We start from the raw sequence: 23,666 nt of genomic DNA, 5'->3' as shown, positions 1-23,666 counted from the left end.
TGCCCTGGCGGAAATGGATCGCGCGCCCATAGCAGAACGCGCGGTCGCGAAAAGCCTTCAGGCGTCGGCGCTGGCCCGGGCGGATGCGTCGCGATGCCAGCGGTGAAGGTTCACCAGATGCTCCGCCGCCGCCAGCTTCGCCGCGCGGGCGAAGTCGATGGTGACCAGCGCGGTGATGTCGGCGAAGCTGTAACGCTCACCGGCGATCCAGGGACGATCCGCCAGCCGCGCGTCGAGCGCCTCGACGAAAGACTCCCACATGATCGCGCCGCGTGCGGCCAGTTCAGGGATCTGGGCGATGGTGAGGCCGGCATCGGGAATCGCGCGGTCGCGAAAGGCGGGCGCCGTGTTACGGAGCACATAGACGCAGGCGGCATAGCCATCCCCTTCGATCCGGCGGGTCCAGCTTTCGATCCGGCCGATCTCCAGCGGGGTCGATCCGAACAGCGCCGGATCGGGGTGCAGCGCCTCGAAATAGCGGCAGATCGCGGCCGATTCGCAGAGCACCTCGCCTCCGTCGAGCAGCAATGCCGGCACCGCGCCGCGTGGATTGATGCGCAGATAGGCGTCGCCCAGTTGCTCCCCGCTGCGCAGGTCGATCACCTCTCGCGGGATATCGATCCCCTTTTCGGCGAGGAAGATGCGCACACGGCGCGGGCTGGGCGCCCAGGGCGCATCATAGAGCTTCACGCCGACCGACTCCCGATTCAGCTTTGCGTCAGGGACGTTGACCGCTAAAGGCCCCCGCCCCCGGCGTCCAGCCCGGGTCCGGACGGGAGATGCATGCGGTGTTCGATCTGGTGCCGATTGCCGAGGTCGCGGCCGATGCGGTCGAGGCGCTGCTCGACGCGGCGTTCGGTACCGACCGGCACGGGCGCACCGCCTATCGCGTGCGCGAGGGGATGGACGCCATCCCCGAACTGAGCTTCGCCGCGCGGGAACAGGGCGCGCTGGTCGGCAGCATCCAGTGCTGGCCGGTCGCGCTGCATGGCGACGATGGCGGACAGACGCCGATGGTGATGGTCGGGCCGGTCGCGGTGTCGCCCGCGCGACAGAATATCGGCATCGGCCGCGCGCTGATGTGGCGGGCGATCCGCGTCGCCATGGCGGGCGGGATCGCGGGCGACGACGCGCTGATGCTGATCGGCGATCCGGAATATTACGACCAGTTCGGCTATGACGATGCCGCGACCGGCGCATGGCGGCTTCCGGGTCCGTTCGAACCCCGTCGCCTGCTGGCACGCGCCGGCGCGCCGGACCGGCCGGGGATCGTCGGCCCGCGCATCGCCCACTTTGCCGGAGCGGGCAAAAGCGCCTAGGCGGGTGGCGATGCCGATGCCGCCGCCGCCCGACCTGTCCAGCCTGTCGCTCGCCGATGTCGCACGGCTCGCCGGCGAACGTCGCCTGCCGCCGGTCGCCAGCTGGAATCCCGCGCATTGCGGACACAGCGACATGCGCATCGCGCGCGATGGCACCTGGTTTCATCAGGGGTCACCGATCGGCCGCGCGGCGATGGTGCGCCTGTTTTCGACGATCCTGCGACGCGAGGATGACGGCCGGCACGTGCTGGTGACCCCGGTCGAAAAGCTCGACATCGATGTCGAGGACGCCCCGTTCGTCGCGGTGGAGATGAAGGTGGAGGGAGAAGGCGTGGATGCCGATATCGCCTTTCGGCTCAATACCGGCGATCTGGTGCCGGCGGGTCCGCATCATGCGATCCGGTTCGAGGAGCGCGGGGACGGCCCCCACCCCTATCTGCACGTCCGCGACGGGCTGGAGGCGCTGATCGCGCGCGCGCTCTATTACGACCTCGCCGCGCTGGCGCTCGACAACGGCTCCGATCCGCCCGGGATCTGGAGCGGGGGCGCGTTCTTTCCGATCGCCCCGCAATGACGCTGGCCGAACGGCTGACCACGGCACTGAGCGCCGGACATCGCGACACGCCCGAACTGCTGATGGGCGACGTCGTCGAGTCCGGTATCGTCGCCGGCGGCCCGCCGATGCCGGCGGCGGTGCTGGTCGCGGTCACCGACCGGCGCGATCCGGGGGTCATCCTGACGCGCCGGACCGATACGCTGCGCCGTCACGCCGGCCAGATCGCCTTTCCCGGCGGGCGAATCGACCCCGGCGACGCCGACGCGACCGCCGCCGCGCTGCGCGAGGCGCAGGAGGAGATCGGCCTGTCCCCGGCGGCGGCGCGGGTGATCGGATCGGCCGACCGCTATCGCACCGTCACCGGGTTCGAGGTCGAGCCGGTGCTGGCCGTGATCCCGCCCGGGCTTGATTTCACGCCCGAGCCCGGCGAAGTCGCGGCGGTGTTCGAAGCGCCGCTCGCCTTTCTGCTCGATCCCGCCAACCAGATCGCGGTCGCCGCGCAATGGCAGGGCCGCACGCGCCATTATTACGAGATCCGGTGGAACGAGCACCGCATCTGGGGGGCGACGGCGGCGATGCTGGTCAACCTGTCGCGGCGGCTGCGATGGACGGCGTGACGTTGCCGGATGCGCCGTGGCGGGAGCGCCCCGGCCTCGATCGCCTGACCGCCGCGCTGGGGCCGGGCATGGCGCGGTTCGTCGGCGGCGCGGTGCGCGACACGCTGTTGGGCCTGGCGGTGACCGATATCGACCTCGCCACGCCGCACCCGCCCGAGCGCGTGGTCGAACTGCTGGAGCGCGCGGGGATCAGGGCGGTGCCGACCGGTATCGCCCATGGCACGATCACCGCGATCAGCAGCGGCACGGTGGTGGAGGTGACCACGCTGCGCCGCGACGTCGCGACCGACGGGCGGCACGCGACCGTGGCCTATACCGCCGACTGGCAGGCCGACGCGGCCCGGCGCGATTTCACGATCAACGCGCTCTACGCCGATCCGATGAGCGGCCATGTGTTCGACTATTTCGGTGGGCTGGCCGATCTGGAGCGGCGGCACATCCGCTTCATCGGCGATCCGTTGCAGCGGATCGCCGAGGATCATCTGCGCATCCTGCGCTTCTTCCGCTTCCTCGCGCGGTTCGGCGACACGCCCGATGCTGCGGCGATCGCGGCATGCACCGCGCGCGCGAACGACCTGATGGCATTGTCGCGGGAGCGGATTCGCGACGAACTGCTGAAGCTGCTGGTGGCGCGCGACGCGGTCCGCGTCGCCGGGCTGATGGTCGAGCACGCCATCCTGAAGCCGGTGCTGCCCGAAATCGACGCCGGCGGCGTCGCGCGGCTGGTCGATCTGGCGGGGGCCGAGGCACTGGCGGGAATCGTCCCCGACGCGATCCGGCGGCTTGCGGCGTTGTTGCCGCGCGATGCGGAGGTGAATGCGGCGGCCGGCAATCGCCTCAAATTGTCCAACGCCGAAAAACAGGCGCTGGCGAGCGCGATCGGCGATGATCTGGACGCCGGCCCTCGCCCCCTTGCCTATCGCATCGGAACGGAGCGGGCGATCGACCGGCTGCTGCTTGCGGGCGAGCCGCACCGCGCGGCGGCGATCGCCGGATGGACGCCGCCCCGATTGCCGCTGACCGGCGGCGCGCTGATCGACCGCGGGCTGCGCAAGGGGCCGGACGTCGCGCGCGCGCTGCGCCGGGTCGAGGATCAATGGGTCGCGGAAGGCTTCCCCGACGCTGCGCGCGCCGGCGCGATTGCCGATCAGGTGGTCGCCGAACTGCTCGCGCCGGGGAGCAGCGCATAGGCGCGATCGGCGGGAAGCGGCGGCGAATACAGATAGCCCTGGCCATAGCTGCATCCCAGCGCGGCAAGCGTCTGCGCCAGCTCGTTGGTTTCGATCCCCTCCGCCGTCGTGCGCATGCCCAGCGCCTGCGCCAGGCTGAGGATCGCACGCACGATCGCCACCTTGTCGCGATCGGCAAGCATGCCCGAAACAAAGCTGCGATCGATCTTGAGCACGTCGATCGGCAGCTTCTGAAGATAGGCGAGGTTGGAATAGCCGGTGCCGAAATCGTCCATCGCCAGCGTCGTGCCGAGCGACTTCAACGCGTGCATCGTCCGGGCGATATGGTCGGGATCGCTGATCAGCGCGCTTTCGGTGAGTTCGAGGGTAAAGCGCCGCCCCTCCACATTGTGCGCGGCGAGCGCGCTTTCGACCAGCGGCGCGATCTGGTCACGCTGCAACTGGATCGCGGACAGGTTCACCGCGACGGTGACGCCGCAATCGCCGCCGTTCGCCGCGTCCCATTGCGCGACGGTGCGTGCCGCCTCGTACATCGCCCAGCGGCCGAGCGGGACGATCAGGCCGGATTCCTCGGCAACCGGGATGAAATCGACGGGCGAGAGATTCTCGCCGCATTCGGTGGTCCAGCGCGCCAGCGCCTCGAACGAGACGATGCGACCGGTGGCCAGATCGCAGATCGGCTGGAAATTGAGCGAGAGCGCACCATTGTCGATCGCGCGGCGCAGTTCGGTCTCGATGCTGAACTGCTGGCGCGCGATGTCGAAGGCGCTGGTCTGGTAGATTTCGGTGCGCCCGCTCTTCTTTGCGCGCTTCATCGCGAACTGGGCGTGACGGATCAGTTCCTCGACGTCGGTCAGAACGGGATCGCCAATCGAAATGCCGATCGAGCAATCCACGCGAATTTCGAAGTCGGACAGGCGGAACGGGGTCGTCAGCGCGTTCTGGATGCGCTTTGCGACATGCAGGGCATCGCCCGGCCCGTCGTCCAGCTCCATCTGGATCGCGAATTCGTCGCCGCCGACCCGGGCCAGCACGTCATGGGCGCGCAGCGCGCCCTTGATGCGGCGGGCGACCGAGATCAGCAGTTCGTCGCCGGCAAGCCCGCCCATACAGGCGTTGATGCGGCTGAAGCGATCGAGGTTGATGACCAGCACGGCATAACGGCCCATCCCCTCACGCTCGACATCGCCCTCCAGCTGCTCGGAAAAACCCGGACGGTTGGGAAGACCGGTCAGGCTGTCGGTCAGCATCTCGCGGCGCAGGCTGCGCTGGGTGCGAAGTTCGGACGTGTGATCGACCAGCGTGACGAGGCATTGGCCGGTGTTGCGGTTGACAGCGCGGCGGGCGAACCTGACCTGGAAATGGCGGCTGTCGACCGCCTCTCCAAGATCCCAGTCCAGATCGAGTTCGGTCGCGTCGGACGCCAGGAACCGGGCAATCTGCGCCCCCAGCTGTCGGATCAGCATCGAATCGTCGGCCACGGCGCCCAGCCCGGCGACGCGAAACTGACGGTTCACCGCCTCGAACGCGAACCGGCCGTCGCGATGCTCGATCACTGCCGCTGCCACCGGTAGCATGTTGAGAATCTGGGCGATGGTCCCCGGCCCCAGCGTGCGCGCATCCGCCCGGCCCGGCGGGGTCGGCGCTTGAGGGGATTTGTCCTTCCTGCGACGGGACAACAGCATCTTTATGGCCGCTAGCAGCCCGTTGGTTAAGGGCAGCTAAAGACCCGCACCGAAATCGCTGCGATCAGAAGCGGTTGTCACGCGGAAAGCCGACCGGCGGCATGCGCCCCGCCGCCCCGCGCGCCGCGCGCCAGGCGCTGAGATCCGATTCGGTGCGCGTGCGCCCCTGATCGCCGCCCATTTGCCAGCTGAGGCCGTCGGCAAAGCGGAACGTGACCGCATCCGACAGGCCACCGTCGCGATAGCGTTGCAGCTGCACGCCCTGGCCCCGCGACAGTTCGGCAAGTTCGCCGATCGGAAAGACCAGCATCTTGCGGTTGTCGCCGATCGCCGCGACATAATCGTCCTCCGCCCCGACCGGCTTGACCAGCCGCAGCGTGGCGCCGGCCCGGGGGGTCACGACCTGCTTGCCCTTGCGGGTTTCCGCGATCACGTCCCCGGTCTTGACCAGGAAGCCGCGCCCGTCGCTTGCCGCGACCAGCAGCCTCCCCGCCGCCCCGGCGGGCAGCAGGCCGACGATATGGGTCCCGCCATCGAGATCGATCATCAGCCGCACCGGCTCGCCAAAGCCGCGCCCGCCGGGCAGCTTGTCGGCGGCAAGCGTGTAGAAGCGCCCATTCTCCGCAGCCAGCAGCAGCTTGTCGGTGGTCTGGGCGTGGAAGGCGAGGAAGGGGCCATCGCCCTCCTTGAACTTGGCGGTGTCCGCACTCGCCAGATCGGCATGGCCCTTCATCGCGCGGATCCAGCCGCGTTGCGACAGGATGACGGTGATCGGTTCGCGCTCGATCATCGCTTCGAGCGGAATCTCGCGCGCCGGCGCCGCCTCGGCGACCAGCGTCCGCCGCGCGCCCAGATCGGTGTCGGGGCCGTAGCGATCGCGGATCCGGCCCAGGTCGCGCTTCATCCGCGTCCGCTGGCGCGCATCGCTGGACAGCAGCGCCTCCAGCTCCGCCCGTTCCTTTTCCAGCCCGTCGCGCTCCTTGCGGATCTCCATTTCCTCAAGCCGGCGCAGCGCACGCAGCCGCATGTTCAAAATCGCCTCGGCCTGCCGGTCGGTCAGGCCGAATTCGGCCATCATCACCGGCTTGGGCTCGTCCTCGGTCCGGATGATCTGGATCACCCGGTCGAGGTTCAGATAGGCGATCAGATAGCCGTCGAGCAGTTCGATCCGGTCGGCGATCTTGGCGAGCCGATGTTCGGACCGGCGGCGCAACACGATGAACTGATGATCGACCCAGGCCGATATCGCCTCGCGCAGGCTCATCACCCGGGGCGTGCGGCTGTGGTCGAGAACGTTGAGATTGAGCGGCACCCGGGTTTCGAGATCGGAGAGGCGGAACAGGCTCTCGATCAGCGTTTCGGGATCGACGGTGCGCGATCGCGGTTCCAGGACGATGCGGATTTCGGCATCCGATTCGTCGCGGATATCGGCCAGGATCGGCAGCTTCCTGTCGTTGATCAGCGCCGCGACCTGCTCGATCAGCTTCCCCTTTTGCACCCCATAGGGGATTTCGGTGACGACGATCTGCCAGGTGCCGCGCCCCTGGTCCTCAATCCCCCATTTGGCGCGCACGCGAAACCCGCCACGCCCGGTGGCATAGGCTTCGGCGATCGCGGCGGGGCTGTCGATCACGATCCCGCCGGTGGGGAAATCGGGTCCCTTCACCAACTCCAGTATCTGCGCGTCATCGACCTTTGGCTGGTCGATCAGCAGGATCGCGGCATCGATGATCTCGGCCGCATTGTGCGGGGGGATGCTGGTCGCCATGCCGACCGCGATCCCGCTGGCGCCATTGGCGAGCAGGTTGGGGAACAGGCCGGGAAACAGCTCCGGCTCCTCATCCTCGCCATTATAGGTCGGGCGGAAATCGACGGCATTTTCGTCGAGGCCGTCCATCAGGTCGATCGCGACCTGGGTCAGCCGCGCCTCGGTATAGCGATAGGCGGCGGCGTTATCGCCGTCGATGTTGCCGAAATTCCCCTGGCCATCGACCAGCGGGTAGCGCAGCGCGAAGGTCTGCGCGAGGCGCACCATCGCATCATAGACCGACTGATCGCCATGCGGATGATATTTGCCGATCACGTCGCCGACGACGCGCGCGCATTTCTTGTACGCTTCGTTCGGATTGAGCCGCAGCCCGCGCATCGCCCACAGCAGGCGGCGATGCACCGGCTTCAGACCATCGCGCACGTCCGGAAGCGAGCGTGCGGTGATCGTCGACATCGCATATACGAGATAGCGCTCGCTCAATGCGGAATCGAAGGGGGCGTCCACGATGGCGTCGAACGGATCGGGAGAGTCGTCGGTGCGGATATCACTCATCGGAACGCTTGTTAGAGGCGTGACCGGCCGGGGCAAGCCCCGCGCGCTGCTGTTCGCCGCCTGCGCCGTCGGGGCGCCGCTTTCCGCGACGGCGGCCGACCGGTGGCGATTGCCCCCGGAGGTACGCACGCTTGCGCAACTTGGCGGCAATCGCGAGGCGCTGATGCGGCTGGAAACCGAAATCCGGCGCTGCGAAACCGCCCGCGCGACGCGTCAGGTGGCCGGTGACGCGTGCCTCGACCTGCTGGTGACGGGCGCGACCCTGGCCCAGCGGATCGGCGGTCGCCGGGCGGCCGAGGGCTTCGCGCGCCGGGCGGCGGCGGCCGCCGATGCCGCACTGCCGGAAGCCCATGCCGACCGCGCGCTGGCCCATCGACTGTTCGGCAGCGTCCTCGCGCCCGATGCGGCGGCACTCGCCGAATATCGGATCGCGCTGAACATCTATGTCGCCGCCGGAGCCGCCGCGCAGGACAATGTCCGCGGCGACATGCTCCGCCTGCTTGACGCGAAGGCGCGCTATCGGGAGGGCGAGCGCCTCCGCCGCGAGCTTCTCGACCGCAGCATCGCCGCAAAGGGACCGGATCATCCCGACGTCGCGGCGGACCTGACCAATCTGGCGATCAACCTGTCGGCGCAGGGCCGCGAAGCAGAGGCGCATCCGCTGCTGGTTCGCGCGCTCGCGATCTATGAAAAGGCGTTGCCGCCCGCCCATCCCTATATCGCGCTGCTGCTGACGAATGTCGGCGCGTCGCTGATCGCGCTCGACCGCGCGGCCGAAGCGCTGCCGGTCCTGCAACGCGCGCTGACGCTGCGGGAAGCGAACCTGCCGGCGGGTCACATGGATATCGCCGTGGCGATGGGCGCGGTGGCGAACGCCCTGGTCAAGCTGGATCGACTGGCGGAAGCGGAGGCGCTGCATCGTCGCGCGCTCGACCTTCGCCGCGCGGCCGGATCCGGGGGCGCTGCGACGGTCGCCAACGCGGTACTCAACCTGGCCAACGTCCTGCGCCTGCAAGCGCGCTATGCCGATGCCGAGCCGCTCTATCGCGAGGCACGCGATCTCTATGCGCGCGCGCTGCTTCCCGGCCACCCGCTGCGCCTGAACGCCGACTGGTCGCTTGCCGCGGTGCTGCTGGACGGTCGGGTGAAGCTCGCCGAATCGCGCAGCTTGTTTCGTCGCGCGGCGCTGGATGCCCGCGCGCGCCTCGCCACCTATCCCGATTTCGGGGCCGGCGCGGTTCGTGAACTCGGCACCTGGCGGAACGTGTTCGTCGGCGAGGTGCGCGCGGCGTGGGCGCTCGGCGGCGCGCGCTGAGACTTCCCGTTTCGGAACAGCGCGCAACGCCCACCCTTCCGGGCGTTAACCGTTTCGCCTATCGTAGCGTCGAAACGCAGGGGGGAAATGGCATGCGAATCGCGGGGGGCGTCATCGCCGGTCTGATCGGGCTGGCATTGCTCGGCGGATGCGACACGGGAGCGTCGAAGGCCAAGACGCCCGACGGGATGAGCGGCGAGGCGGTCGCCGCCCTGTCCGCCGCCGGCGGCGCGTTCGACTATCGCTATGCCTACAAGCTGCCGGGCAGCAACGTGAAGGCCGTGGTCGAATCGCATGCGCAGGGGTGCGACCGGCTGGGTCCGGCGCGGTGCAAGATCCTGTCGATGCGCTATCGCGTCGATGACGCGAACCGGATCAGCGCCACCCTCACCTTTCGCATCGACCCGGCGGTGGCGCGCAATTTCGGCGAAGCGGCGACCAAGGTGGTGACCGGCGCCGGCGGCGCGCTGGTCGAAACCGAAATCGCCGGCGCCGATTCGACGGCGGCGGCGCGATCCAACGCGCTGGTCACGCGGCTGCGCGAACAGCTGTCGAACGCGCAATCGATGTCCAATGATCCGACGCAGCGCGCGCGGGCGCAGCGCATCCAGACCGCGCTCGACGTGATCGGCGAGAGCGAGGCGGGCCAGGGCGAGAGCTTTGCCACCGCGCCTGTGCTGATCACCTATACCGGCGGCACCCCTGCCCCCGGCCTGAACGGATCGACCGATGCGACGTTCAAGGATGCCGGCAACAAGCTGGTCAACTCGACCGCCGCGCTGGTCCAGGTGCTGGCGGGTGTCGGCCCGTGGCTGTTGCTCATGCTGGTGGCGGTGATCGTGCTGCGCCTGATCGTTCACGGAACCGGCGGCGCGGCCCGGGCGGAAGCCGGTGGCGAAGTCAAGCCCTATCGCGACGAGGACGAACAGGGCGACGATCGCAACATCATCAAACGCTGGTTCAACCGCGACGAGGACGAGCGTTAGGGTTCGACCGAAAAACGGCATTGCCCAATGCCCCCCGATGTGATGGGTTATCCCGAACGGATCGCAACGGGAGAGACATCATGACCGGCAGGGTGGCGGCACTGTCACTTGCGCTCACGCTGATGCTGGCCGGGTGCGGCGCCGCAGAAACGTCCGCACCCGTCGCAGAGGCGGCGGCGGACGTAGCGGAGGCGGCACCGGCCAAGGGCGATGGCGCCGCGCCCGTCGCGGTCAGCGTGCCGCGCATCGCCTATATCTACCGGCTCGGCTATCGCGTGGCGGGCGATGCGATCCCCAAATTGCAGCAGGCGCATGTCGCCCTGTGCGATCGACTGGGTCCGACGCGCTGTCAGGTCGCGGGCATGCAGAGTTCGGGCGGCGAGGCAGATTATGCGAGCGGCACGCTGAAGCTGCGTGTCGAGAGCGGCGTTGCGCGCGCCTTCATCACCCGGCTGAACGCGGCGGCGGCATCGGCCGGGGGACGCACCACCGAAACCGCGATCGAGGCGGAGGACGTGTCAAAGCAGATCGTCGATGCCTCTGCCCGGATCCGCCAGCGCGAGTTGCTGGTCACGCGGCTGACCGAGGTGCTGCGCACCCGCCAGGGCAGCGTCGGCGATCTGGTCGCCGCCGAACGCGCCGTCGCGGAGGCGCAGGAGGAACTCGACCAGGCAAAGGGCTGGCTGGCGGAACTCAACGGGCGCGTCGCGCTGTCGACCGTCGAGATCAGCTATGGCGCGCAGGCGGCGGACAGCGGCGGGTTCGGCGCCCAGTTACAGGATACGCTGGCCCAGTCCGGCAGCCTGTTCCTGATCGGGCTGCGCAGCCTGCTGACGATCCTGATCGTGCTGGCGCCCTGGGCGTTGCTGTTCGGGCCGCTGGTCTGGCTGGGGCTGCGCTGGCGGCGGCGGCGCATGGCGCGCCCCGTCGCGCCCAGCGACTGATTGCACGGCGGGCCGGCTTTGGGTATAGGCTCGCCGCTCTCGCCCCGGCATCGCACCCGCGCCGCCGGGGCATGCTGTTTCCAAAGGACCGCACGCGCATGGCACGCCGCCGCCAGATCTATGAGGGCAAGGCCAAGATCCTCTATGAGGGTCCAGAGCCGGGTACGCTGATCCAGTATTTCAAGGATGACGCGACCGCGTTCAACGCCCAGAAAAAGGGGACGATCAGCGGCAAGGGCGTGCTGAACAACCGCATCAGCGAGCATCTGTTCACGCTGCTCGCCGGGATCGGCATCCCGACCCATTTCATCCGCCGCCTGAACATGCGCGAGCAGTTGATCCGCCAGGTCGAGATCGTCCCGATCGAGGTGGTGGTCCGGAACGTCGTCGCCGGATCGCTGGCCAAGAAGCTGGGGCTGGAGGAAGGCACCCAGTTGCCGCGCACGATCATCGAATATTATTTCAAGGACGATGCGCTGGGCGACCCGATGGTCACCGACGAACATATCCTGTGCTTTGGCTGGGCCAGCCAGGACGAACTGCACGACATGGCCGACATGGCGATCCGGGTGAACGATTTCATGTCGGGCCTGTTCGCGGGGATCGGCATCCGCCTGGTCGACTTCAAGCTGGAATTCGGGCGGATCTGGGACAATGATTACAGCCGGATCATCCTGGCGGACGAGATCAGCCCGGACGGATGCCGCCTGTGGGACATGGCGAGCGGGGAGAAGCTGGACAAGGACCGGTTCCGCCGCGATCTGGGCGGCGAGGTCGAGGCGTATCAGGAAGTCGCGCGGCGACTGGGCCTGCTGCCGGAGGGCGCGGATTCGGCGGTGCTCGACCTGGAGAGCCACCGCAAGCGGCGGGGAAAGTAGCGGCGAGCGACGCGGTTTCGCCGCCCGCCCCTGAACAACGGGCGCGGCGAGCGGCTTTCATCCCCGCGCCTTCATCCCGGCGATGATCCCGAAGATGAACGAACAGATCAGCGCGATCTGGATCGTGTGGCCCGGGTCGGCCCAGCCGAAATAGTCCTGGCCGAATCCGACCAGCACGATGAACAGGGTGATCGCCAGAAAGGCCATCGCACATTACTCCACAAACCGGCGCCTGCGTGTGGCGCGACTCGGCGGAGCCGAGCCTCGCACCCGCCGGTAAACGGGTGATGAAGCCTTGCGATCATGACGCGCGCGGCCCATAGGGCGCGGCACGTTCCCGGAGGAAATTGGCATGAAGCTGCGCATCGTCGTCACCCTGAAGAACGGCGTGCTGGACCCGCAGGGCAAGGCGATCGAACACGCGCTCGGTGCGCTCGGCTTTTCCGGCGTTGAACAGGCGCGGGTCGGCAAGCTGATCGAACTGGACGTCGCCGACGGCACGAGCGATGCCGATATCGACGCGATGTGCCAGAAGCTGCTGGCCAATACGGTGATCGAAAATTACCGGATCGAACGCGCATGAAGGCGGCGGTCATCGTCTTTCCCGGTTCGAACTGCGACCGCGATCTGGCGGTGGCGATCGAGCGCGTGACCGGCGTGCGCCCGCAGATGGTGTGGCACGGCGAATCCACCCTGCCCGACGGGCTGGGCCTGATCGCGCTGCCCGGCGGGTTTTCCTATGGCGACTATCTGCGCTGTGGCGCGATCGCGGCGCGATCGCCGGTGGTGCGCGCGGTGATCGACGCGGCGGCGCGCGGCACCCCGGTGATCGGCATCTGCAACGGCTTTCAGATCCTGACCGAGACCGGCCTGCTGCCCGGCGCGCTGATGCGCAACGACGGCCTGGATTTCGTGTGCCGCGACGTCGCGCTGACCGTCGAAAGCGATCGATCGATCTTCACCCGCGGCTATGCGGCCGGCGAGACGCTGACGATCCCCGTCGCGCATCATGACGGCAATTATTTCGCCGATGCCGACACGCTCGACCGGATCGAGGGCGAGGGCCAGGTCGCCTTCCGCTACGCCGGCAACGTGAATGGCAGCGCGCGGGGTATTGCCGGCGTGGTGAATGCGGCAGGCAATGTGCTGGGCATGATGCCGCATCCCGAACGCAGGATCGAACCCGCGCATGGCGGCGACGACGGACGCCGGCTGTTCGAGGGGCTGGTCGAAGCGGTCGCGTGAGCAACGCCGCGCCGATCGTCTGCGACAGCTGCCCGGTCGCCGACCGCGCGGTCTGTTCGGCACTGGCGGAGGGGGATCGCGACGAACTGGCACGGATGGGGCATCACCGTCGCTATGCGCGCGGGGAGACGATCGTGGCGGCCGGCGACGCCGCCACGCTCTGCGCCACGCTGACCCGCGGCGCGGCGAAGATGTCGACCATCGATCGCGACGGCACCGAACGGATCGTCGCGCTGGTTCATCCCGCCGGCATGCTGGGTCAGCTGTTCGCACCCACCGCGACGCTGCACGTCACCGCGCTGACCGACAGCGAGGCCTGTGTCTTTCCGCGCGCCGATTTCGCGGCGATGGCCGACGCGCGGCCCGCGCTCGCCCGACGCCTGCTGACCGAAGTGGGGCGCGAGCTGGACGAGAGCCGCGGCCTGATCGACCTGATTTCGAAGCGTCAGGCCCGAAGCCGGGTCGCGGCGCTGATCCTCGCCTTTTCGCGCGCGGCCAGCCCCGCCCCCTGTCACGATGCGGCGGCGTTCGACCTGCCGCTGACCCGGGGCGAGATCGCGCAGTTGCTGGGACTGACGATCGAGACGGTGAGCCGGATGCTGACCGCGCTGGAGAGCGCCGGCATGATCGCGCGGCGCGGCAGCCACGGAATCGCGATCCTGGATCGTGGGGCGCTGGAGGCGACGGCAGGCTGACGCACGCACAAAAAGTGGGCGACGCCTGACCGCGCCACCCACCAGGTGAGGGTTGGTCGAAGTTCAGACCGCGAGGCGGATCGCCGCGACGATGAGGCCCCAGAGCACCAGCATCGCCGGCATGATCATCACCTGAACGATCGCGCCGCCGGCCTTGAGATGGCCGGAACCACTCTGAATCCCCTCCGCCATGAACTCGCTCCAGCTGGGCTTGCGCCCCTCGCCCGGGGCGACACGCGCCCACCAGCCCGGCACCACGAAGGCGGCGGCAAGGAACACCGCAAAGATGACGAACGGGATCGCCAGCCCCTTTTCGCCGAACGCGGCCCACATGATGCCAAGATAGGCGAAGAAACCGCCGAACATGCCGATGTGCAGCGCGGGGTGGAGGTCGAACACATGGTCGCCCCGGTTGCGCCGTCGCGGCATCGCCGGCGCGCGCACCGCTGCGGCATTCTGAAAGCTGTCATGCGTGACGGCCATGTTCATCATCGGTCTCCTGAATGTGGAGCGACGATGCGCCGGCTATGCGCGCGCAGCTTTGCGTTTCGTCAAACCCGGGTGCGAAAGGGCGTGAAATCGGTGCCGGCGTCGAACACGTCGATGCCCTCCCGCCGTTTCAGGAACCCGACGACGACATAAGTGAGCGGGGTCAGCGCCGCCTCCCAGAACACTTTCAGCCACCAGTTCGTCACCATCACCGTCAGCACCTGGCCCGGCGTCCACACCCCCCAAAAGGCGAGCGGGTAAAAGATCAGGCTGTCGATCCCCTGGCCGAAAATCGTGGAGCCAATCGTCCGCGTCCACAACAGCCGCCCGCCGGTCCAGATCTTCATCCGCGCGAGCACATAGGAATTGACGAACTCGCCCGCCCAAAAGGCGATCACCGACGCGCCGACGATCCGCCACACCTGGCCAAAGGCGGCCTCATACACGTCCTGCCCGCTCCAGCCGGGCGCGGGCGGCATCACCACGATCACCCAGCACATCACCGCCGCGAAGACCGAGGCCCCGAATCCCGCCCAGATCACCCGGCGCGCCCGTGCATAGCCATAAACCTCGGTCAGCACGTCCCCGATGACATAGGAGATCGGAAAGAACAGGATGCCCGCACCGAACGTCATCCCGCCCAGCGTCGCCACCTTTGCCGCGCCGACGACGTTGGACAGGACCAGCACCACGCAGAACGCCGCCATCACGAAATCGTAATAGCGGAATCGCTCACGTGCGATTTCCGGCGCGTTCATCCGGACCGGTTCGCCGTCGGCCATCGCAAATCCCCCTGTTGCCGCATCGGTTATGATCGCGGTTCCCCGTCCGCGCAATCCGCGCTAACGCCCATAGCGGCGCGCGCCCGTAGCTCAGTTGGATAGAGCACGAGCCTTCTAAGCTTGGGGCCGCAGGTTCGAATCCTGCCGGGCGCGCCATTCAATGGAAACCCCGGAAATCCGCCATTATTGGCCCAGCCCGACACGACGAAGATGAGAACCTGGGTCTACCCGGGCCGAAATCTGACAAACGGGGTTGAGTTGGCGAACCTTGTGAAAAGGCAGCCGCCAGCCGCGGGCTCGCCTCATTTCTCGCGATAGCGGATCGTTTCAATCAGCAGCCGGAAAGCGGATGAGGCGAACCGCCGGTTGGGATAGTAGAGGTGATAGCCCGGCAGGTCTGGCGTGAAACGCGCTAGTGCGCGCTGTAGCGCTCCATTTTCCAAGTGCTTGTCCAATTGGTCGAGCGGAAGGTAGGCGAGACCATGCCCGGCGAGTGCTGCGTCCAGGATGAGATCGATGGAATTGAGGACCAGCGGCCCATCGACCCGCACACGCGTTTCGCGATCGCCGCGCCTGAGCCGCCAGCTGTTAAGCGTGCCTGAGGTCGGGAGCCGCAGGTTGATCGCGCGATGCTCAGCCAGGTCCGATGGCGACGTCGGCATCGGATTGCGCTCGAAATACGCCGGAGCACCGACGATCGCCATCGGGATGTCCGGACCGATCCTCACCGCAATCATATCCCGGGCGATCTCTCCGCCAAGCCGCACACCGGCGTCGAACCGGTCGGCTACGACGTCCGCCAAGCCGTAGTCGATCGTGATCTCCACGCGGATATCGGGATTGTCGGGTAGCAACAGCGCCATCGCTGGGACGAGGATCGTCTTCGCCGCATGCTCCACCGCAGTGATGCGAATCGTACCCGATGGCCGGTCGCGCAGCTCACCGAGCGACGCGATCGCCGCGTCCATGTCCCGAAGCATCGGGACCAGCGTGGCGATCAGTCGTTCGCCCGCCTCCGTCGGCGCAACGCTCCGCGTCGTTCTCGCCAGCAACCGCAATCCAAGACTTGCTTCGAGACGCCGCACGATTTGGCTGAGCGAAGATTGGGCAATGCCCAAGCGGGTCGCTGCGCGGGTGAAGCTGCGTTCCTCGGCGACGACGACGAACGCTGTCAGATCGGCCATTTCATCGCGGCGCATTTATCATCCAGTCGATAGGTTCATTCGTAATTGATGCCCTAATCGCAGGATCGGGTCTGCGCTACATCTGTTGTCGCGATAATCGGCGGGCATGGTTCAGGCGCGCCCGCAGCCACGAGGAGAAGTATGATGGACGATGCGAACGCGACAACGGTCGATGTCGGTGCCAACGATGTCGATTATAAAGCGGCGCTTGGCGCCGACGATGGCGGGCTGATCGACAGCGCGATCGAGGCAGTGAAGGGCGTGGTTGGCAAGGTGGCAGACAAGCTTGACCCGCTGACCGAGCAATATGCGGGTCTGTTCAAGACCGGCCTGCGCACGCCGGTCATGCGCAAGCCGAGCGACTATGGCATGGAGTTCGAGGAAACATGGTTCCCGTCGATGGACGGCGTGCCGCTGGAGGGGTGGTTCATCCCGACGGAAGGATCGGACCGCCTGCTCATCATCAATCACCCGATGACGTGCAACAAATACGGCTTTCCCGGCCACTTACCCGAATACAAGGCGTATTTCGGCGGGTTCGAGGTCAACTTCCTGCCCGAGCTGAAGGCGCTGCACGACGCCGGCTATAACATCCTGACCTATGACCTGCGCAACTGCGGGCGCAGCGGCGAGGGCAATGGCGGCATCAGCGGCCTCGGCCTGCTCGAATGCCGCGACGTGGTCGGTTCGGTTCGTCATGCCAAAAACCATCCGGTCATGGGCAAGATGCGGACGAGCTTGTTCAGCCGCTGCATGGGCGGCAATTCGACGATCATCGCGATGGCGAAGTGGCCTGAGGAGTTCGAGCACATCGAGGCGCTCGCGATCCTCAACGTCGTCTCCGGCCAGACCTTTATCGAGCGCGGCGCGGAAAACCTTGGCCTCGATCCGGCGAAGGCCGCCGAGCGGCTGGACGAGAGGTGTCGCGAGACGACCGGGTTCAGCCTGTTCGACTTCCGCCCTCAGGATTACGGTTACGGTGTAAAGGTGCCGACGCTGATGGCCCAGCTTCGCCGCGACTTCCTGATCCATGGCGAGAAGGACGGGCAGGAGATCTTCGACTCGCTTGCGGCTGAGAAGAAGGAATTGCTGTGGATCGATACGTCAAACCAGCGCTTCTACGCCTATAATCACTTCGGACAGCACCCCGAGCGGCTGATTGCATGGTTCGACGAACATATGCGGGTGGAAGGCGCGATGCCTGCCTCCGAAAATGCGCGGGTGATTGAGAACGCCTAATGCGGCCCTGAACTGCGACGCCGCGCCGAATGCGGCGTCGCGGAACCTTCACTGGGCGGATGTTGTGCGCGGCCGCTTTACGCGGCACCACAGGTGCTGGAGGCGGCGGATCGCCCGATGGACGCCTTTGCGGAACTCGAACGCGGGCGATCGATTCTGACCGTGCGCGCGAGCGACGACAACCCCTATGTCATCATGTTCGACGCGGCGATGGCCAGCGCGCTGCGGCAGGGTGGGCAGGCCCGGCGCGGCCTGCCGCTGGTGCGCGCCGCATTCGGCGCGACGCTGCGCCAGCTAGCCGCGATGAAGGCGTTCGGCGCGCGCGAGCGGGAGCGGTTGCTGCAATTCAGCGATGTGTTCGACACCTATGTCGCGACCGCATGGGACGCCGCGCGCCGCTGACCGCCACCTGTCGCGCAGCCCCATCGAACGCCAGGCCGCCCTATGCCCGCGCGCCCGCCTCGACCTCGCGCTCGTTCCAGCGCAGCGCCTTCAGGACGGTATCGACGATATGCGGCGCGTTCAGCCCGGCCTCGTCATATTGCAGTTCGGGCTTGTCCTGATCCTGGAACCGGTCGGGCAGGCGCATGGTCCGCAGTTTGAGTCCGCCATCGATCAGGCCCGCATCGCTCGCCATGGTCAGTACATGCGCGCCCAGGCCCCCCACCGCATTCTCCTCGATCGTCACCGCGACCTCGTGCGTGGTCAGCAGGCGGCGGATCAGATCCTCGTCCAGCGGCTTGGCGAAGCGCAGATCGGCGACGGTGGTCGAAAGCCCCTTCGCGTCCAGCGCGTCCGCCGCCACCATCGCTTCGGCGAGGCGGGTGCCGAGCGAGAGGATCGCGACCTTCTTTCCCTCCCGCACGATCCGCCCCTTGCCGATGTCCAGCAGTTCCGGCGTGGCGGGCAGTTCGACGCCGGTGCCATTGCCGCGCGGATATCGCAGGGCGATCGGCCCGCTGTCATGCTCGGCCGCAGTTCGGGTCATATGGACCAGTTCCGCCTCGTCGGCGGGCGCCATCACCACGAAATTGGGAAGGCTGGCGAGATAGGTGATGTCGAAACTGCCGGCATGGGTCGCGCCGTCGGCACCGACCAGGCCGGCGCGGTCGATCGCGAAACGGACCGGCAGGTTCTGAATCGCGACGTCATGGACCACCTGGTCATAGGCGCGCTGAAGAAAGGTCGAATAGATCGCGCAGAACGGCCGCATCCCCTGTGCGGCCAGGCCAGCGGCGAAGGTGACCGCATGTTGCTCGGCGATGCCGACATCGAAGGCGCGGTCGGGATGCGCCCTGGCGAACCGATCGACGCCGGTCCCCGACGGCATCGCCGCGGTGATGGCGCAGATGCGCGGATCGGCGTCGGCGAGCTTCGCCAGCGTCTCGCCAAAGACGTTCTGATAGGCGGGGGGACCGGGCGGCGCCTTGGCCTGGGCGCCGGTGATCACGTCGAACTTCTGCACGCCGTGATATTTGTCGGCGCTGGCTTCGGCGGGGGCGTACCCCTTGCCCTTCTTCGTCACGACATGGACGAGCACCGGCCCCTCCTTGGCGTCGCGAACATTTTCGAGCACGGGGATCAGATGGTCGAGATTATGGCCGTCGATCGGGCCGACATAGTAAAAGCCCAGTTCCTCGAACAAGGTGCCGCCGGTGACCATGCCACGGGTATATTCCTCAGCCTTTCCCAGCGACTGATGGACGCGGCGCGAGAGCTTTCGCGCGACCTTTGACGCAAGGCTGCGCAGGCCGAGATATTCGGAACTGGACACCACCCGCGCGAGATAGGCCGACAGGCCGCCGACCGGCGGCGCGATCGACATGTCATTGTCATTGAGGATGACGACCAAGCGATTGCCGGCCTGTTCGGCGTTGTTCATCGCCTCATAGGCCATGCCGGCGCTCATCGCGCCGTCGCCGATCACCGCAATGCCCTTGCCCGGCGTCCCGGCCAGCTTGTTCGCCACCGCGAAACCGAGCGCGGCGGAGATCGAGGTCGAACTGTGCGCCGCGCCGAACGGATCATATTCGCTTTCGCTGCGCTTGGTGAAACCGGACAGCCCTCCCCCCTGACGCAGCGTGCGAATCCGGTCGCGGCGACCGGTCAGGATCTTGTGCGGATAGCATTGATGCCCGACGTCCCAGACCAGCCGGTCCCGGGGCGTGTCGAACACATAATGGATCGCCACGGTCAGTTCGACGACACCCAGCCCAGAGCCGAGATGCCCCCCGGTGGTGCCGACGGCGGAAATCGTTTCGGCGCGCAGTTCATCCGCCAGCTGCCGCAGCTGCGCCGGCTTGAGCGTGCGCAGGTCTGCGGGCGTATCGACCGTGTCGAGCAATGGAGTTTCGGGAAGATCAACCATGGACAGCAATTACCCCAGCGATTTCAGCGTGTCGATTCGCTAGCGGCGCGCACGCCCACGGTCATGAGCCGCGGATGAGGGTTTGATGAGGAACGGGGTATGCGAGGGGGTCAGTCGCAATCGGCGCACTTGCCCCGCACCTCGATCACCGGGCGGACCGGTTCGAACCCCGCGCCCTTCGCCGCCGAACGTACCGTGCGCGTGATCGAATCGTCGTCGAGATGCGTGGTCTGGCCGCATGAATCGCAGACCAGGAAGATGCAGTCGTGCAGGCAATCGGGATGCGCGTTGGCGACATAGGCGTTCGCGCTTTCGACCCGGCGGGCAAGGTTCGCGGTCACGAACAGGTCGAGGATGCGATAGACGCTGTTCGCGGCGACGCGCCGCCCCTCGCGCTTCGAAACCTCTTCGGCGATGTCATAGGCGGATGCCGGCTTGTCGAACCCGGCGAGCGCGTCGAAGATCGACGCGCGCATCGCGGTCCATTGCTCGCCCGCCTTCTCCAGCGTCGCCTGCGCCGCGCGGGTCAGGTCCTTGCCCGAATGTTCGTGATGATGGTGCGCGCCCATCCCACGGATGTAGGCGCGCGCGTCCCCCGCAGCAAGCGTCAGTAGGTCGCCCGCCGATTGAGATCGTGGCCCAGCGCCAGCACCGCGACGCCGACGATCGTCCACATAATCTCCTGCTCGCCATGCGGAAGCGACAGCGCGCCGGCCATCATGCCGAGGCCGAAGCCGCCGACCGCCGCGGGCATCATATAGCCGTGCCGAAGGATTCCGCGGCCCAGCGCGATCACGCCGAACAGGATCGCCAGCGCCAGGCCGACCTCATGGATCGCGGGATGCAGCAGCGATCCGGCGGCGGAAACAAGCGTCAGCAGGATGGTGCTCGCCAGACAATGCACCAGGCACAGGCTCGACAGCCCGATCGCGAAGCGATCGAAGCGCGAATCGACCTGTTCCCAGAATTGCGGGGCGAAGGTGGAACCCATGACCCGCATATAGACCGGCCGGGGAAAGTTACAACATAACATCGGCGACGCGCCGCTGGTAATATTGGTTGACGGGGAATAAACGGCGCACGTGTCCGCTTTCAGTCATCCGGCGCGTCCCCGCGCCATCGCCAACTGGCTCACCGTCGTCGCGGCACTGATCGTGCTGATGGTGGTGGTCGGCGGAATCACCCGCCTGACCGAATCCGGCCTGTCGATCACCGAATGGAAGCCGGTGACCGGCGTGCTGCCCCCGCTGAGCGATGCGGCGTGGCGGGCCGAGTTCGCCAAGTACCAGCAGATCCCCGAATATCAGCAGCTCAATCGCGGCATGAGCCTGGCGGCGTTCAAGGGCATTTATTTCTGGGAGTATCTGCACCGCCTGCTCGGCCGGCTGATCGGCATGGCGTTTGCGCTGCCGCTGCTGTGGTTCGCGTGGCGGCGGGCGATTCCCTCCGGCTATGGCTGGCGTCTCACCGGCCTGTTCGCGCTGGGCGGGCTTCAGGGCGTGATCGGGTGGTGGATGGTCACGTCCGGCCTGACGGTGCGCACCGATGTCAGCCATTTCCGGCTCGCGACGCACCTGTTGCTGGCGCTGACGATCCTCGCCGCGATCTGCTGGACGGCGGCGGACCTGCGCGCCCTTGCCCGCGATCCGGGTGCGCGGCCGGCGCGGCTGACGATGGTCGGCGCGGTCACCTTCGCGATTCTGTTCGTCCAGCTGATGTTCGGGGCGTTCGTCGCCGGGCTGAATGCCGGGCTGGTGACCGATCAGTGGCCGCTGATGAACGGGCATTTCTTCCCGGCGGACGTGTTGCAGGTCCGCCCCTTTTTCGACGCGCTGTTCAACGATCCGGCGATGATCCACTGGGTCCATCGCTGGTGGGCGTGGATCGCGGTCGCGGCGTTCATCGTCCTCGCCCGCCGCGCGCGCGGGGCGGGGGACCGTCCAGCATCGCTGGCGCTGCATGCGGCGTTCGGCACCCAGATCCTGCTGGGCATCGCGACGGTGATGACCGGGGTGAGCATTCCGGTGGCGGCGGCGCACCAGCTGGTCGGCGCGCTGGTGGTCGTCTGCGTCGCCTGGTGCGCCCATTCGGTCGGCGCGCGCCGTTGAGCGACATCGCACTGCTGCACGTCACCTTCGCGGACGCTGCGGAAGCGGAGCGGATCGCCCGCGCGATGGTCGATGCGCGGCTCGCCGCCTGCGCCAATCTGCTCGGCCCCTGCACGTCCATCTATCGCTGGGCGGACGCCGTCGAGACCGCGACCGAGACGCGCGCATTGTTCAAGACCACGGCGCCACTCGCACGGGAACTGGCCGACCGGATCGCCGCGCTCCACAGCTATGACCTGCCGGTGATCGAAATCTGGCCGGTCGCCGCCGGGGAAGCGGTCGACCGCTGGATCGACGACGCGACGCGATGATCGCTTCGACGGTGCTGATCATGCAGGCGGTGGCGGCGGCCTTCGCGCCGCCGCTCGACACCCGAATCACCGTGCGCTCCGAGATGCGCCGGACCGACAATGGCGTGTCGCGGCGCTTCGCCGCCAGCCGCACGGTCGTATTCACGCGCCGTGAGGATGGCTTTCGCGCCACCGTGACGCTCGAAGCCGCCGAGGCGGAGGAGCCGGGCGACGATCCCACGGCGATGTTCCGCGCGGCGTTTTCGCGGCTGGCGGGGCGACGTGTCGTCTTTGACCTGGATCGCGACGGGGCGGTGATCGCCATCGCCGACGCGGCGGCGTTGTGGGCCGCGCTGCTGGACGGTATCCGGTCGCTGGCGCCGACAGGCGGCTCCGCGACGGAGCGGGGACGGGCGGCGCGGATCGCGGCGGTCGTCGCTGCGCTGAACGCGCTGCCCGATGCCAGCCGTCGGTCGATCATCGCATCGCTGCTCACCCCGCTGATCGCGACCGACGTCGCGCGCGGCGGTGCGCAGTCACCACAGCCGGTTCGCGTTCCCGCCGCATCCGCCTTTGGCGCGACGCAGATCGACGGGGTGCGGAGCGTGCGGCTGGCCGCCGACACGCTGGAGGTGCGCACCGCCGCCGAGGGTCCGGTCCGCCTGCGCGGCCCCGACGGGATCGTCGATGGCCGGATCGCCGTCGAAATGCGCCGGATCGTGGAGCGCGGGAGCGGCCTGGTCGTGCGCAGCGAAGAGACGGTGCGGACGCGGACGGGAACCGAAGGCGCGGCGCAGGAACGGGTGACGACGACCCGCCTGATTTTCTGACGGTATCATATTACCCGTCAAGCAGCCCCCGCATTTGCTTGACTTTCGCCCCCTTGGAATGCAGATGGCGCCCGTTCGCGCCGTCCTGGCCTCTGGGCATATGGGCGGCGTCATTCATTTCAACCCGAAGAGGTCCGGCCCCATGAAGGCGCTCATGAAAACCACCAAGTCGGCCAAGCCGGCCGAGGTGGAAAAGAAGTGGCATATCGTCGATGCCGACGGTCTGGTCGTCGGCCGCGCGGCGGTCGTCATCGCCAACGTCCTGCGCGGCAAGCACAAGACGAGCTTTACCCCGCATGTCGATTGCGGTGACAATGTCATCGTCATCAACGCGGACAAGGTGCGGTTCACCGGCAAGAAGCTGGCGGACAAGGTGTATTACAAGCACACCGGCTATGCCGGCGGCATCAAGGAAATCACCGCGGCGAAGGTGCTGGAGGGACGATTCCCCGAGCGCGTTCTGGAAAAGGCGATCGAGCGCATGATCCCGCGCGGTCCGCTGGGTCGTCAGCAGATGCGCAACCTGCGCATCTACAAGGGCGCCGAGCATCCCCACGAAGCGCAGAACCCCGAAGTCCTCGACATCGCCGGCATGAGCCGCAAGAACAAGGTGGGCGCATAAT

The 23,666-nt window shown here is 67.4% G+C and carries 27 protein-coding genes and 1 tRNA gene; 18 read left to right on the top strand and 10 right to left on the bottom strand.

Translation table 11 applies throughout. The features are described 5' to 3' along the window. Positions 1-57 precede the first annotated feature (57 nt). Complete coding sequence (locus KF783_RS09305) at positions 58-690, bottom strand: glutathione S-transferase N-terminal domain-containing protein (RefSeq protein WP_294078487.1); 633 nt, start codon at positions 688-690, stop codon at positions 58-60. A gap of 98 nt (positions 691-788) precedes the next feature. Between KF783_RS09305 and KF783_RS09300 the strand changes: the two genes are divergently transcribed. The 4 genes from KF783_RS09300 to KF783_RS09285 are packed head-to-tail and all read left to right on the top strand — an operon-like array spanning position 789 to position 3,682. Further along, entirely contained in the window at positions 789-1,319 is a 531-nt protein-coding gene (locus KF783_RS09300) for an N-acetyltransferase (protein WP_294078676.1), read from the top strand. Between the two features lie 10 nt (positions 1,320-1,329). Beyond that, positions 1,330-1,893, top strand: a complete 564-nt coding sequence (locus tag KF783_RS09295; RefSeq protein WP_294078486.1) for a DUF1285 domain-containing protein — start codon at positions 1,330-1,332, stop codon at positions 1,891-1,893. Continuing rightward, positions 1,890-2,492: a CoA pyrophosphatase gene (locus tag KF783_RS09290; RefSeq protein WP_294078484.1), complete on the top strand. Its 603-nt coding sequence runs from the start codon at positions 1,890-1,892 to the stop codon at positions 2,490-2,492. The genes KF783_RS09295 and KF783_RS09290 overlap by 4 nt, the downstream gene beginning before the upstream one ends. Continuing rightward, positions 2,480-3,682 carry a CCA tRNA nucleotidyltransferase gene (locus tag KF783_RS09285; RefSeq protein WP_294078483.1) on the top strand — a complete coding sequence of 401 codons (1,203 nt, stop codon included), beginning with the start codon at positions 2,480-2,482 and terminating at the stop codon, positions 3,680-3,682. Before KF783_RS09290 ends, KF783_RS09285 begins: the two co-directional genes overlap by 13 nt. Here the strand turns inward: KF783_RS09285 and KF783_RS09280 are convergent. After that, entirely contained in the window at positions 3,640-5,259 is a 1,620-nt protein-coding gene (locus tag KF783_RS09280; RefSeq protein ID WP_294078674.1) for a bifunctional diguanylate cyclase/phosphodiesterase, read from the bottom strand. The genes KF783_RS09285 and KF783_RS09280 overlap by 43 nt on opposite strands. 172 nt (positions 5,260-5,431) lie before the next feature. After that, a complete protein-coding gene (parC, locus tag KF783_RS09275; protein WP_294078481.1) occupies positions 5,432-7,690 on the bottom strand; it encodes a DNA topoisomerase IV subunit A in 2,259 nt (752 codons plus the stop codon). On the opposite strand from parC, the gene KF783_RS09270 reads away from it, so the two are divergent. From KF783_RS09270 to purC, 4 genes are all read left to right on the top strand, one after another. Then, complete coding sequence (locus KF783_RS09270) at positions 7,674-9,005, top strand: tetratricopeptide repeat protein (RefSeq protein WP_294078479.1); 1,332 nt, start codon at positions 7,674-7,676, stop codon at positions 9,003-9,005. The two genes, parC and KF783_RS09270, sit on opposite strands and share 17 nt — an antisense overlap. Before the next feature lie 92 nt (positions 9,006-9,097). Continuing rightward, positions 9,098-9,991 (top strand): hypothetical protein, encoded by an 894-nt coding sequence (locus KF783_RS09265; RefSeq protein WP_294078477.1) that lies wholly within the window; start codon positions 9,098-9,100, stop codon positions 9,989-9,991. 80 nt (positions 9,992-10,071) lie between these two features. Beyond that, on the top strand, positions 10,072-10,935 hold the full coding sequence (locus tag KF783_RS09260) for a DUF4349 domain-containing protein (RefSeq protein ID WP_294078476.1): 864 nt from the start codon (positions 10,072-10,074) through the stop codon (positions 10,933-10,935). Between the two features lie 98 nt (positions 10,936-11,033). After that, on the top strand, positions 11,034-11,813 hold the full coding sequence (gene purC, locus KF783_RS09255) for a phosphoribosylaminoimidazolesuccinocarboxamide synthase (protein ID WP_294078474.1): 780 nt from the start codon (positions 11,034-11,036) through the stop codon (positions 11,811-11,813). A gap of 57 nt (positions 11,814-11,870) precedes the next feature. On the opposite strand, the gene KF783_RS09250 is transcribed toward purC, so the two are convergent. Further along, positions 11,871-12,020, bottom strand: coding sequence for a hypothetical protein (locus tag KF783_RS09250; RefSeq protein WP_294078472.1), 150 nt, complete (start codon positions 12,018-12,020; stop codon positions 11,871-11,873). Positions 12,021-12,165: 145 nt separating this feature from the next. Here KF783_RS09250 and purS point away from each other — a divergent pair, with 145 nt between their 5' ends. Genes purS through KF783_RS09235 form a run of 3 tightly spaced genes read left to right on the top strand, consistent with a single transcriptional unit; the run spans position 12,166 to position 13,753 of the window. After that, positions 12,166-12,396, top strand: a complete 231-nt coding sequence (purS, locus tag KF783_RS09245; RefSeq protein ID WP_294078470.1) for a phosphoribosylformylglycinamidine synthase subunit PurS — start codon at positions 12,166-12,168, stop codon at positions 12,394-12,396. Continuing rightward, the gene (gene purQ, locus KF783_RS09240) at positions 12,393-13,058 is read left to right on the top strand and encodes a phosphoribosylformylglycinamidine synthase subunit PurQ (protein ID WP_294078468.1); all 666 of its coding nucleotides are present in this window, start codon (positions 12,393-12,395) and stop codon (positions 13,056-13,058) included. The genes purS and purQ overlap by 4 nt, the downstream gene beginning before the upstream one ends. Then, positions 13,055-13,753, top strand: coding sequence for a Crp/Fnr family transcriptional regulator (locus KF783_RS09235; protein WP_294078465.1), 699 nt, complete (start codon positions 13,055-13,057; stop codon positions 13,751-13,753). The genes purQ and KF783_RS09235 overlap by 4 nt, the downstream gene beginning before the upstream one ends. 63 nt (positions 13,754-13,816) lie before the next feature. Here the strand turns inward: KF783_RS09235 and KF783_RS09230 are convergent, their stop codons facing one another. Both KF783_RS09230 and KF783_RS09225 read right to left on the bottom strand, forming a co-directional pair. Next, entirely contained in the window at positions 13,817-14,242 is a 426-nt protein-coding gene (locus KF783_RS09230; RefSeq protein WP_294078464.1) for a hypothetical protein, read from the bottom strand. Positions 14,243-14,304: 62 nt separating this feature from the next. Beyond that, on the bottom strand, positions 14,305-15,024 hold the full coding sequence (locus tag KF783_RS09225; RefSeq protein ID WP_294078462.1) for a queuosine precursor transporter: 720 nt from the start codon (positions 15,022-15,024) through the stop codon (positions 14,305-14,307). Between the two features lie 79 nt (positions 15,025-15,103). On the opposite strand from KF783_RS09225, the gene KF783_RS09220 reads away from it, so the two are divergent. Continuing rightward, positions 15,104-15,180: transfer RNA gene (locus KF783_RS09220), tRNA-Arg, on the top strand. A gap of 146 nt (positions 15,181-15,326) precedes the next feature. Here KF783_RS09220 and KF783_RS09215 read toward each other — a convergent pair. Then, positions 15,327-16,223, bottom strand: coding sequence for a LysR family transcriptional regulator (locus tag KF783_RS09215; protein WP_294078460.1), 897 nt, complete (start codon positions 16,221-16,223; stop codon positions 15,327-15,329). A gap of 129 nt (positions 16,224-16,352) precedes the next feature. Between KF783_RS09215 and KF783_RS09210 the strand changes: the two genes are divergently transcribed. Both KF783_RS09210 and KF783_RS09205 read left to right on the top strand, forming a co-directional pair. Next, positions 16,353-17,447: an alpha/beta hydrolase gene (locus tag KF783_RS09210; protein WP_294078458.1), complete on the top strand. Its 1,095-nt coding sequence runs from the start codon at positions 16,353-16,355 to the stop codon at positions 17,445-17,447. Positions 17,448-17,540: 93 nt separating this feature from the next. Beyond that, the gene (locus tag KF783_RS09205) at positions 17,541-17,849 is read left to right on the top strand and encodes a hypothetical protein (protein WP_294078456.1); all 309 of its coding nucleotides are present in this window, start codon (positions 17,541-17,543) and stop codon (positions 17,847-17,849) included. A gap of 40 nt (positions 17,850-17,889) precedes the next feature. Here KF783_RS09205 and dxs read toward each other — a convergent pair whose 3' ends face one another. The 3 genes from dxs to KF783_RS09190 form a co-directional block, all read right to left on the bottom strand. Further along, positions 17,890-19,815 carry a 1-deoxy-D-xylulose-5-phosphate synthase gene (gene dxs / locus KF783_RS09200; protein ID WP_294078455.1) on the bottom strand — a complete coding sequence of 642 codons (1,926 nt, stop codon included), beginning with the start codon at positions 19,813-19,815 and terminating at the stop codon, positions 17,890-17,892. 110 nt (positions 19,816-19,925) lie between these two features. Continuing rightward, on the bottom strand, positions 19,926-20,384 hold the full coding sequence (locus KF783_RS09195) for a transcriptional repressor (RefSeq protein ID WP_294078453.1): 459 nt from the start codon (positions 20,382-20,384) through the stop codon (positions 19,926-19,928). A gap of 38 nt (positions 20,385-20,422) precedes the next feature. After that, positions 20,423-20,815 (bottom strand): MerC domain-containing protein, encoded by a 393-nt coding sequence (locus tag KF783_RS09190; RefSeq protein WP_294078451.1) that lies wholly within the window; start codon positions 20,813-20,815, stop codon positions 20,423-20,425. A gap of 82 nt (positions 20,816-20,897) precedes the next feature. Here KF783_RS09190 and KF783_RS09185 point away from each other — a divergent pair, with 82 nt between their 5' ends. From KF783_RS09185 to rplM, 4 genes are all read left to right on the top strand, one after another. Continuing rightward, complete coding sequence (locus tag KF783_RS09185) at positions 20,898-21,923, top strand: COX15/CtaA family protein (protein ID WP_294078449.1); 1,026 nt, start codon at positions 20,898-20,900, stop codon at positions 21,921-21,923. After that, positions 21,920-22,234, top strand: a complete 315-nt coding sequence (gene cutA / locus KF783_RS09180; protein WP_294078448.1) for a divalent-cation tolerance protein CutA — start codon at positions 21,920-21,922, stop codon at positions 22,232-22,234. Before KF783_RS09185 ends, cutA begins: the two co-directional genes overlap by 4 nt. Then, positions 22,231-23,043: a hypothetical protein gene (locus tag KF783_RS09175; RefSeq protein WP_294078446.1), complete on the top strand. Its 813-nt coding sequence runs from the start codon at positions 22,231-22,233 to the stop codon at positions 23,041-23,043. Before cutA ends, KF783_RS09175 begins: the two co-directional genes overlap by 4 nt. Before the next feature lie 142 nt (positions 23,044-23,185). After that, positions 23,186-23,665, top strand: a complete 480-nt coding sequence (gene rplM, locus KF783_RS09170) for a 50S ribosomal protein L13 (RefSeq protein ID WP_294078445.1) — start codon at positions 23,186-23,188, stop codon at positions 23,663-23,665. The last annotated feature ends 1 nt before the right edge of the window (position 23,666 follow it).

Origin of the sequence: Sphingomonas sp. (genome assembly GCF_019635455.1) — a bacterium.
GTDB lineage: Bacteria > Pseudomonadota > Alphaproteobacteria > Sphingomonadales > Sphingomonadaceae > Sphingomonas.
The sequence above is the reverse complement of the archived record's forward strand: the minus strand, read 5'-3'. Positions and strand labels throughout refer to the sequence as shown.